We start from the raw sequence: 10437 nt of genomic DNA on the forward strand, positions 1-10437 counted from the left end.
GATCGGCCAGGCTGCCTTCGATGTTTTACCGCCAAGGCGGCGGCGCAAGCGATTGGCGCAACATGGCCAAAAAGGCAGTTGTCCGAGCACTTCGACCGAAGCGTGTGCCAAGCATGGCGACCACATTGGCGGGCGGAACCTCCCAACTCGTCAGCACCCGCTTGAGCCGGCGATCCGCGAGGTCGCTGGCGACGTTCCACTCAGATCGGATCGCGACACCCTGACCGGCGAGCGCCCACTCGCGCACCACAGCGCCGTCGTTGCTCGACATCGCAGGGTGGATGCGGACAGTCGCCGGATCCCGCGAGGCATGAAGGAAGCGCCACAGAGTCACGTCCTCGTCGTTCTCTCTCACCACGAGACATCGATGCCGCATCAGGTCTGCGGGGGTGCGAATGGGCGCGGTATTGGCGAGATAGCCAGGACTGGCACAGAGGATTCTTCGGTTGGGTGCCAACGTGGTCACGATCTGATTCAGAGGGCCGGGCGGTCCGATGTGAATGATGACATCGCTGCTCTCAACCAGCTGCGCGCCCGGATGATCGGACAGATCCAGTGTGACCGTGACACCCGGATAGGCCTTTGCAAAAGCGTCCACGACGGGGGCGACATGAAGCCGGCCAAAGCCATGGGGAGCGGCAATTCGCAGATGCCCGCTGATAGCATTCTTCCGATCTGCCAACGCCTCGGACAGCGCCTCTATCGCATCGACCACGATCATCCCGTGCGATGCGACGAGGGCACCCTCATCCGTAAGGCTCAGTTGACGGCCCGATCGGTCGATCAGCCGAATGCCCAGACGTGCCTCCAGCGCACGCAAGCGCTGGGTAACGGCGGGCGGCGTGACGTCCAGTTTTCTGGCGCCATCGGCAAGCGACGCAGATTTGGCCAGCACGTTGAAGAAGGCAAGATCATCCGAGCTAATCATTAAGTCGCACCTTAATCATGGATGCACATTGGATTAATTGTAGGCTGCATGAATCCGGAGCAACATCCGTCCCACGTTATCCGTCAAAAGCTGTCTGCGTCACGAGGACGCTGGCGGAGGTTGACGACGCACAAATGGAGATCAGACGATGGGCCAAGAAGTATTCATGGAACGGGCGCAGGCCCAAGAGAGCGCAACGACGCTGGGGGAACTGGCGACGCCTTGCCTCATCCTCGACGCTGACCGGATGGATCGGAACATCGCCCGACTGAGGGCCCGGCTTGACGGCCTGGGTGTGTCGCTGCGGCCTCACCTCAAAACGTCCAAGTCTGTGGAGGTGGCGCGGCGCGTCATGACATCGCTGGCCGGGCCCGCGACTGTTTCCACTCTCAGGGAGGCGGCGCAGTTCGTGGCGGCGGGCGTGCGCGACATCATCTACGCCGTCGGCATTGCGCCATCGAAGCTGCCACAGGTGATCAAGTTGCGCGCAGAGGGCGCCGATCTTGCTGTGGTGTTGGATACGGTGGAGCAGGCGCAGGCCGTTTCTGCCGCCTCTCGCCAGGCCGGAACGCGCATCCCGGCGCTTATCGAGATCGACTGCGACGGGCATCGTTCCGGCGTGCTGCCCACAGACAAGGAGCGTCTTGTCGGGATCGGCCGCGCCTTGGAGGGCGGCGCGGAACTGCGGGGCGTGATCACCCATGCCGGCGGGAGTTATGCCGCGCGCGGGGTTGAGGCCCTGCGGCAATGTGCCGAGGCCGAGCGACGCAGCGTCGTTGACGCTGCTGCGATCCTGCGGGAAGCCGGGCTGCCTTGCCCGGTGGTGAGTGTCGGCTCCACGCCCACGGCACACAGCGCCACGGATCTCAGCGGCGTGACCGAAGTGCGTGCGGGCGTGTTCGTGTTCTTCGATCTCGTGATGGCGGGTGTCGGCGTCTGCCAGATCGAGGACATCGCAGTCTCGGTGCTTGCGACGGTAATCGGGCATCAGCGCGACAAGGGCTGGATCTTGATTGACGCGGGCTGGATGGCCATGTCGCAGGATCGAGGTACGTCCAGGCAGGAAGTGAATCAAGGCTATGGGGTGGTGTGCGACGTCGCCGGTAGACCGTATGCCGATCTGATCGTCGCCGACGCGAACCAGGAGCATGGGATCATCACCGTACGACCTGGCTCCGGCGGGGTGCTGCCGGATCTCGCCATTGGCGAGCGCGTCCGGATCCTGCCGAACCATGCCTGCGCCACGACCGCCCAGCATCGGGGCTATCACGTCGTCCACGGCAGCTCCGACCGCGTCGAAGCCGAGTGGTTGCGTTTTGGTGGCTGGCAATGAACGGCCGCCAGCTTGTGACCCGGGTGCTGACGGACAGCGCGCCTGTGCCGGCCGGGCACTACACGCAAGCCATGGTCTCTGGCGGGCATGTCTTCATCTCCGGCCAATTGCCGATACGGCCAGACGGGCGCCCTTTGGCGGACGATGGGTTCGAGGCGCAGGCCACGCAAGCCATCCAGAACATGCTGGCGGTTCTGGTCGCCGCAGGGAGCACGCCGCAACAGCTCTTGAAGGTGACGGTCTACATCGTTGGCGTCACCAACTGGCCTCGCTTCAACGCGATCTATGCGTCGCTGCTGCAGGACGCATGCCCCGCGCGCACCGTGGTTCCCGTGCCTGAATTGCACCATGGGTACTTGGTCGAGATCGACGCGATCGCCGCGCACGGCTTCTGACCTCCAGAAGCGGGGAAAGGACATCCGACGCCAGCAAAGCGAGCGCGTTGCACGAGGCCTTTGACGCCCTGCGCGAGCGCATCGACTACCGGCCGGGCACGCTGGCATGGAGCCTGCAGAGCCAGCTCGCCGCTGACGGCCCAGTTGCGCCTGGCAGTTGGTTTCTAGATGCGCCGCGCCGCGGCAGCGGCAGTGAACCGCCCCGCGTTTCAGGAGCCTCGAACCCACCCCGCCTGAATGGACTGGGTGATCTCGTCGACGAAAACGCGTGTCTTGTTGGGCACCAAACGCCCGGGCGGCATGATGGCGTAGACGCCGCCGTTGTCCGGGCCGTCCCAGCCGTCCAGTACTCTGACGAGTTGACCCTCGCGCAATGCTGGGCCCGCGAGCCAGTCCGGGGTGAGGATGATGCCGACGCCCGAGATGGCGGCAATCAACAACGCTTCCGAACTGTCCCCCAGCAGCGCGCCCGCGGGACGCACTGTCTTGCGCTCATTTCCTTTTTTCAGTATCCAGTCCGGAAAATCGGAGTGGCTTGTAAAACCCAAGCAAGCGTGGCCTGCCAAATCGTCCGGGGTGGTCGGATGGCCCTGGGCCGCAAGATAGGAAGGTGCGGCCACCAGAAGGTTGCGGAATGGCGCGATCTTGCTTGCCATGAGCGAACTGTCGCGCAAGGCACCGACACGGATCGCGACGTCAAAGCCTTCGGCGACCACGTCCACATAGCGGTCGCTGAAACGAGCATCTACGCGGATCATGGGGTGCTTGGCGATAAAGGCGGGCAGCAGCGGAGCAACCCATCGCAGCCCGAACGTCACCGGCAGCGACACCCTCAGCAAACCTTGGGGTCTTGTAGCGTAGTCGCTGGCTTCGAGATTGGCACTGTCCAGATCGTCCAGCAGGCCACGGATACGTTGATAGTAAATAGTGCCGACCTCGGTCAGCACCACGCGCCTTGTTGTGCGCGACAACAAGCGAACCCCTAGATCATGCTCAAGTTGTCTCACGCGGCGAGAGACGACGGTTGCGTCGCGTCCCAGGGCTTTGGCAGCCTTCGAAAAATTGCTCATCTCCGCCACGGCGACGAACGCGGTCAGTGCTTCAAAGCTCGCCTTCCCCGTCGATTGCTGCAGCATTTGCATTTGAGTTCGGCTTTTGCGCTGATTGTTTGCGGATTCTGTACTGCCTAGACTGATGGACGTCACAACATACCCTGAATCCATGAAAACATTTTTGAGCATCGGTACCGGGCCCGGAATGGGCCTTGCCACCGCAGAACGTTTCGCTCGCGAGGGCGCGTAGCGTGGACGCAAGTGATGCGAACAGTGTTGCTGCGCTGGTCACCGAGATAGCCCGTCAACACGACGCCATCGATGTTCTTCATTTCTCCCGCACCCTCATGAAGACAGGAAACAGATGACAACACCAGACTCCGCCGCCCACACAGGCGCATCGCCGGAAGCGCTTCTCGTCAACGCTGCCGGAAACTACAGGATCCTGCCTGGCGGTGCGGCGTATTGCACGGGCATCGTGCCCGAGGAGGGTTTTGAAGTGGTGCGCGTGCAACTGGATCGCTGGCTTCCGCTCGCTGAGGCCTACGCTTTCATTGAGGCGTACCTCGTGCGAGTGAAGCGCCCGGTTCAGGCTTTCTGTGGTATCGAGATGCGAGTGCCGGCGCCCTTGAGCCGAGCCGATTGGTCATCGTTCAATACCCCGTACCTGCAGCGATTGCAGCAGTGGGGCCTGATGCACGGCGAACTCAGTGGTGTCTGCCGATCGAACATTGCCTTGCTGGACGGGGCACCCGCGACGGCCTCGATGTGCGCCTTCAGCTATACCGCGCCAACCGTCTCGAAGAATCGCGGATTCTGCCTGTCCGGCACTGCTGACATTGCGTCCGACGGACGCGTGATCGCCGACGGCGACACGAGTTCCACCGCCATGCAAAAGCGCACGCGATTCACCATCGATGTCGTCAGTGAAAGCCTCGCCAAGCTGGGACTCTCATGGCGCGCGGTTCAACAGATTGCGATCTTCCACGTGCATCCGATCCCGGGGTTGTGGGACGATCATTTGCTCGGAGGCTTGGGCGATCCCCTTCGACAGGGCATCGTGGTCTATCGCGCGCGTCCGCCCATCGTCGGCGGGGAAGTGGAACTCGAGGCGCGCGGGGCCAGACGTGACCTGATCGAGACGAACGTCTAGCAGTTGTGTCGAGCGGGGATGGTCGGAAGCATCGATACCGCCACCTTGCCGATCCGTCGTGCGCTTCAGTGTGCGCGATGTTTTATCCCTTAACAGAAAGCAGAGATCATGAGCAAGAACATCAAGACAGTTTCCACCAGCGACTACAACGCCGTCGTCGCCGTCGCACAAAAATACGTAGAAGGATTGCGTACCGGCAGTCCGGAAGGCGTTGGTGAAGCATTCCACAAAGATGCAGTCATGTATGGTTTTACCAATGGCGAATTGCTCGGCGGCCCGATCGGAAACCTCTTCGACTTCGTGCGAAAGAACGGGAAGGCGCCGGAGATCCTGACGCGGCTCGACGTGCTCGCCATCACCCCAACCACGGCGGTGATTCGCATCGACATGGAGAAGGACGCGATCGGTGCGGACTACAACGACTACCTGACGCTGATCAAGATCAACGGTGACTGGAAAGTCATCGCCAAGGTGTATCACCAGTTCGAAAGTTGAATCAGAGCCCTGGGGCTTTTGGCCGGAACCACCATGAAGCTACTTTTGGTCGGCTCGACCGGCTTGGTGGGTCGCTGCGTGATGGGCCTTGCGCTCGCCGACCCGAGAGTCGACGGCGTTGTGGCCCTTACACGCAGTGTGCCGACAGTCGTCCATCAAAAGCTGGAGGCGCCACGCGTCGACTTCGACAACCTGCCCGAGGATGCGCCTTGGTGGCGGGAAGCGGATGCAGTGATCTGCACGCTGGGGACGACGATGCACGCTGCAGGCTCACGTGAGGCATTTCGGCGTGTCGACCACGACTACCCGCTCGCCGTCGCCCGGCTTGCGCACGCGCATGGCACGACAACTTATGTGTTGAACTCCGCCATAGGAGCCAACCCTTCTTCCCGCTTCTTCTATAACCGCGTAAAGGGCGAGCTCGAGCGTGAGCTCGTCGGCGTTGGGTTCAAGTCGTTGACCTTCGTACGTCCAGGCGTGATTGGCGGCGAACGGAGCGAGCGTCGCGCGGGGGAGCGCAAACTGGTCGCGATGTTGACGTTGCTCGCTCCTGTGTTGCCGCGTCGCTGGCGCATCAACCCTGCGCGCTGCATTGCTGCGGCACTGTTGGAAGCAGCGATATTGGCTCAGCCGGGAATCCACATCGTTCCTGCCGAGCGCCTCAGCGATGCTCGTTAGACGAGCGCGGCGTTGCCGCCTTCGCAACGCCTGCTAGCCGCTCCTGATGTACGGTGATCGCCGTACGGAGTCCGTGAATGGCTGCTGACCGGCCGAAAGCCCGGCTTCTTGAAAGGAATCGAATGAACCGTCATATTGCCCCCGTTGCGCTGGAAAAGGCGCACCGCCTTATCAACCATGGCCCGACGGTATTGGTCTCTGCAAGGCACGGGGGCGTCGACAACGTCATGGCCGCCGCGTGGGCTTGTGCGCTGGATTTTTCTCCTCCGAAGTTGACTGTCGTGCTCGACAAGACCACCAGGACGCGAGAACTCGTGGAGCAGAGCGGCAGCTTCGTGATTCAAGTGCCGACCGTTGCGCAATTGGCGCTCACTCGTGACGTGGGCACGCGCAGTCTGGCGGACGATCCGAACAAGCTGCATGAATCTGGCGTTTCCTTGTTCCGCATGGATGATCACGCTCTCCCGTTCGTCGCGGGCTGCTCCGCTTGGTTGCTGTGCAAGCTCCTGGTTGAGCCACACAACCAGCAGACGTATGACTTGTTCATTGGCGAGGTAACGGCCGCCTGGTCGGACACCCGCGTGTTCCGCGACGGGCACTGGGAATTCGAGCGCGCCGATCCGGCGTGGCGTAGCCTTCACTACATCGCTGGAGGGCATTTCTATGCCATCGGCGACGCGCTGCCCGTCCAGGAAGGCGCTCCCTGACGCGCGGTCTCGAGCTGCCCAAAATGGCTGCACTGGCTGCCGCTGCGCATTGAAGTACGCGAGAGGGCGGGTGGAGACTGGGAACGCTCCCCGTCTGCGGCGAGCTTCACGAAATTCGATGCTCAGACCAAATAAATATCGCTTTCGGTTATGCACACTGCTGCTTAAAGTCTCGCCATCCTGAACTCAAAACCGCGATGGCACCATGACTGAAACCACCAACCGTATCCCTTTTCACCTCGCATTTCCTGTGCGCGACATTGCGGAGGCTCGAGCCTTCTACGGCGACCTGCTGGGTTGCCCGGAAGGCCGGAGTGCGCCTGAGTGGGTCGATTTCGATTTCTACGGTCACCAGATCGTTGCGCATCTGGCGCCCGATGAATGCGGCCACAAGGCAAGCAGCGCAGTCGACGGTCATGACGTGCCGGTTCGCCATTTCGGTGCGATTTTGCCGATGGACAAGTGGCAAGCCATGGCCGACAAGCTCGTCGCACAGCAGACGAAATTTGTCATCGAGCCATACATCCGGTTCAAAGGCGAACCTGGCGAGCAGGCAACGATGTTCTTCCTGGATCCGTCGGGCAATGCCATCGAAATGAAGTCCTTTGCGGATCTGAGCTCGCTGTTCGCAAAATAAGGAGCCCGACATGAAGATCCAATCCATCGTCACCGCGAGCGTGACTGCGGCGCTTGTGACACTCGTCAGTCCAGTCGCTGCGCAGACGGACACCCTGAAGAAAATCAAGGATTCGGGCGCCATCACGGTTGGTGTGCGTGATGCTTCCGGGGCCATGTCATTCACGCTTGGTCCTGGCAAATACACCGGCTTCCACGTCGAAGTGTGCGAGCGCGTCATCGCCGACATCAAGAAGGCGGCGCAGCTCGAAAAGCTGGATGTTAAGTACCAGCTCGTGACGCCCCAGAATCGCATTCCGCTGGTTCAGAACGGCACGGTGGATATCGAATGCGGTACCACGACGAACAACGTCGCACGCCAGAAGGACGTGGCCTTCGCGCCCACGCTGTACATCGAGGGCGTTCGCATCGCCGTCAAGTCGGCCTCCGGAATCAAGTCGACTGCACAGCTCGCGGGCAAGACTGTCGCTGCCACCACCGGAAGCACATCTGTCCAGGTTCTGAGAAAGCTCAAGAGCGACGCCTCGGAGGTGCTTGCCAAGGACAACAGCGAAGGATTTCTGTTGCTGGAAACTGGCCGAGCTGACGGCTTCGCCGCGGATGGCCAGATCCTTGCCACTCTGATCTCCAAGAGCAAGGATCCCGCGCAGTACAAGTTGCTGGATCAGGTTCTGAGCGTCGAGCCGATTGCGATCATGTTGCCCAAGGGCGATCCGGCATTCAAAAAGGTTGTCGACCAAAGCATTGTGACGCTGGCCAAAAGTGGCGAGGTCGCGCGCATCTACGACAAGTGGTTTCTGAAGCCAATCCCGCCGCAAAACGCCATCGTGGGGTTGCCAGCGACCGAGATGACCAAGGCAGCTTGGGCGAACCCTAACGACAAGCCGATGGAAGAATACGAGCTGCGTTGAGCATCCGTGCCCTCCAGAGATATGGGCCGGTTGGAGACGCCGTCATTTCCTGGATGGCTTGCTTCTGCTCGGCGCCGCCGGGGCATCGATCTCGGCCGCCTCTCGAAGGAATTGTGCGAACTGCGCGACGATGGGCGGGGTCGAGCGGGGCTTGCGCTGCAGCAAGCCGATCTCGCGATAGAAGGTAAGTTCGCCCAAAGAAATGCGGCGCACATTTGCTGGAAGTGGAAGGTGGGCTTCGACCAAAGGCACTAGCGCAACGCCAAGCCCTTTGGAGGTCATGTGGATCAGGCCGGAGATCTCGTCGAGCTCAATTGACTCATTGACATTGAGCCCCTCCTTGCGCAGGAACCGCTCAACCATGCGCCCTCCAAATGACGCGCGGTCGTAGCGCAAAAAAGGTTGCTCCTGAATGAGCGTGCGCCAGTCTTTTCCCGGCAATTTCGCCGGTGCGATGAGCACGTAGGGCTCATGCACCAAGGCCTGCCACGTCAAATCCGGCAAGACGCCAAACGGCGGCCGGATGATCAACGCCGCATCGATCCTGCCGGCGTCGAGCTCATCCATCAGCCGCATCGATACCCCGGGCGTCACATGAATGCGAACGAGCGGAAAGCTCTTTCGCATCATTTCGAGAGCACGTGCGAGCAACGTCGGCTGTGCCGACGCGATGGATCCGATGCGCAGCAGCCCTCGGGTCGACCCATCATTCGGCAAATCACCCAGCTTGGCATAGAGGGCGCAGATTTCCTCCGCTCGGGCGAGCGTCGTCTCTCCAGCCGCATTCAGCGTGGCGGCCCGCCCCGTTCGATTGAACAGGTCGAACCCCAGTGATTCTTCAAGCCGTTTGATCTGGCTGCTAACCGCCGATTGGGTCAAGCCAATCCGCTCGCCAGCGGCAGCAAACGTCCCGTGGCGACAGACCGCAATGAATGTTTTGAGTTCGCTGATCATGCCCCAAGCATTGCGGTTATCGATGCTTAGGTCAACGATTAATCGCTATTCGGCGAACCGCACACTCAAAGCGTCGGGCCCTAACCGCTCTTCTTGACCCCGATGCTGTAGCTGCCCGCGCCCTGCGGGTTCTTGTGGCGCACCGACAGCCAGTACGAGCCCGCATACAGCTTGCGCACGATGCGCGCGTTGAGGCCCTTGCCGCGATCGTCGTCCCAGGCCAGCACGGCGCCGGGGTCGTTCGGGCCGTGCAGCGTCAGAACCGTGTCGCTCGGCCCCTCGGTGGTCATGATGTGCGTGGCCGTCGTTGCCACGTCGAAGTGGTAGGTGTCGACCTCGCCACCGGTCGACAAGTCCGCCTCGGTGCGCGCGGCGCCCACCACCAGTTCGACCATGCTCGGTGCACCCTTGGGGTACTGGCGGCGCATGAACTCGATGTCGGTGGGCGAGAAGGTGGTGTTCCAGCCGATCGCATACGAGCCGATCGTCAGCGAGTCCGGAATGGCGTACTCCATGATCGAGGTCGGGTCGAATGCGGTGTAGTTGGTGCTGTCTTCTGCGTAAAGCGCGAAGAGGTTGAAGTCGACGTCGTCGCGCGTCCAGCCCTGCTGCGCGTAGTGCGCATAGACCTTCTCCTTGTCCCACGGAATCTGCCCTTGCGCCGCAGGGTTCTGGTGCTCGTGGATCATGCCGAGCGCATGGCCGAACTCGTGGCGCACCACGCGCTGGTATTCGCGCAGCGAAGTGGTGGGCTCGAGCCAGCCGTAGTTCATGGTCGCCTGGCGCGCCGGCACCGTGAGCGCGTCGGTGCCGACGGTGGACCACGAAAAGCCCTGCTCGGCAAAGCTGATGCGGATTTCCGAGGTGCCGTTTGCCACGAAATCCAGGTGCAGGTTGGCGATGGCCTCCCACTCCTTGGCAATCGCCTCGACCTTGCCCTGCACGTCGGCCAGGCCATCGAGAAACTTCACCCGCAGGTGCCGGCCGTTGTCCCACAGCTTCATGCGCTCCACCGCGGCACGCGGCCTCATCATGCCGCTGCCGCGCAGGCCGGGCCCGCCGAGCGGCAGGATGCGGACGTTGTCGACACGCTCGTCGGTGGCCGCCTGGTCGCTCGACAGCGCCGATGCCTCGGCGCGCCGGCTCAATGCGGGCGGGTAGGGTGAGCAGATCTTCTTGAGGGTGGGCATGGTGG

General features: G+C 61.9%; 12 protein-coding genes. 8 read left to right on the plus strand and 4 right to left on the minus strand.

Features of this window, described 5'->3' with window-relative positions; translation table 11 throughout:
• Positions 1 to 25: 25 nt before the first annotated feature.
• The gene (locus tag ACSFA8_RS18980; protein WP_435481030.1) at positions 26 to 928 is read right to left on the minus strand and encodes a LysR family transcriptional regulator; all 903 of its coding nucleotides are present in this window, start codon (positions 926 to 928) and stop codon (positions 26 to 28) included.
• Between the two features lie 148 nt (positions 929 to 1076).
• Between ACSFA8_RS18980 and ACSFA8_RS18985 the strand changes: the two genes are divergently transcribed.
• The gene (locus tag ACSFA8_RS18985) at positions 1077 to 2261 is read left to right on the plus strand and encodes a DSD1 family PLP-dependent enzyme (protein WP_435481031.1); all 1185 of its coding nucleotides are present in this window, start codon (positions 1077 to 1079) and stop codon (positions 2259 to 2261) included.
• Positions 2258 to 2656, plus strand: a complete 399-nt coding sequence (locus tag ACSFA8_RS18990; RefSeq protein WP_435481032.1) for a RidA family protein — start codon at positions 2258 to 2260, stop codon at positions 2654 to 2656. Before ACSFA8_RS18985 ends, ACSFA8_RS18990 begins: the two co-directional genes overlap by 4 nt.
• Positions 2657 to 2865: 209 nt before the next feature.
• On the opposite strand, the gene ACSFA8_RS18995 is transcribed toward ACSFA8_RS18990, so the two are convergent.
• Positions 2866 to 3792: a LysR family transcriptional regulator gene (locus tag ACSFA8_RS18995; protein ID WP_435481033.1), complete on the minus strand. Its 927-nt coding sequence runs from the start codon at positions 3790 to 3792 to the stop codon at positions 2866 to 2868.
• A gap of 280 nt (positions 3793 to 4072) precedes the next feature.
• Here ACSFA8_RS18995 and cnbZ point away from each other — a divergent pair, with 280 nt between their 5' ends.
• From cnbZ to ACSFA8_RS19025, 6 genes are all read left to right on the plus strand, one after another.
• Positions 4073 to 4861 carry a 2-amino-5-chloromuconate deaminase CnbZ gene (gene cnbZ / locus ACSFA8_RS19000; RefSeq protein WP_435481034.1) on the plus strand — a complete coding sequence of 263 codons (789 nt, stop codon included), beginning with the start codon at positions 4073 to 4075 and terminating at the stop codon, positions 4859 to 4861.
• Between the two features lie 108 nt (positions 4862 to 4969).
• Positions 4970 to 5356, plus strand: coding sequence for a nuclear transport factor 2 family protein (locus ACSFA8_RS19005; RefSeq protein WP_435481035.1), 387 nt, complete (start codon positions 4970 to 4972; stop codon positions 5354 to 5356).
• 33 nt (positions 5357 to 5389) lie between these two features.
• Positions 5390 to 6034, plus strand: coding sequence for a Rossmann-fold NAD(P)-binding domain-containing protein (locus ACSFA8_RS19010; protein WP_435481036.1), 645 nt, complete (start codon positions 5390 to 5392; stop codon positions 6032 to 6034).
• 122 nt (positions 6035 to 6156) lie between these two features.
• Complete coding sequence (locus tag ACSFA8_RS19015; protein WP_435481096.1) at positions 6157 to 6741, plus strand: flavin reductase family protein; 585 nt, start codon at positions 6157 to 6159, stop codon at positions 6739 to 6741.
• 250 nt (positions 6742 to 6991) lie between these two features.
• Entirely contained in the window at positions 6992 to 7378 is a 387-nt protein-coding gene (locus ACSFA8_RS19020) for a VOC family protein (protein WP_435481097.1), read from the plus strand.
• Positions 7379 to 7388: 10 nt separating this feature from the next.
• Positions 7389 to 8288, plus strand: coding sequence for an amino acid ABC transporter substrate-binding protein (locus tag ACSFA8_RS19025; RefSeq protein WP_435481037.1), 900 nt, complete (start codon positions 7389 to 7391; stop codon positions 8286 to 8288).
• 42 nt (positions 8289 to 8330) lie between these two features.
• Here the strand turns inward: ACSFA8_RS19025 and ACSFA8_RS19030 are convergent, their stop codons facing one another.
• Entirely contained in the window at positions 8331 to 9242 is a 912-nt protein-coding gene (locus ACSFA8_RS19030) for a LysR family transcriptional regulator (RefSeq protein ID WP_435481038.1), read from the minus strand.
• Between the two features lie 80 nt (positions 9243 to 9322).
• The gene (locus ACSFA8_RS19035) at positions 9323 to 10432 is read right to left on the minus strand and encodes a M12 family metallopeptidase (RefSeq protein ID WP_435481039.1); all 1110 of its coding nucleotides are present in this window, start codon (positions 10430 to 10432) and stop codon (positions 9323 to 9325) included.
• Between the last annotated feature and the right edge of the window lie 5 nt (positions 10433 to 10437).

The sequence above is a fragment of the Variovorax nitratireducens genome (assembly GCF_051216545.1).
Classification (GTDB): domain Bacteria; phylum Pseudomonadota; class Gammaproteobacteria; order Burkholderiales; family Burkholderiaceae_C; genus Variovorax.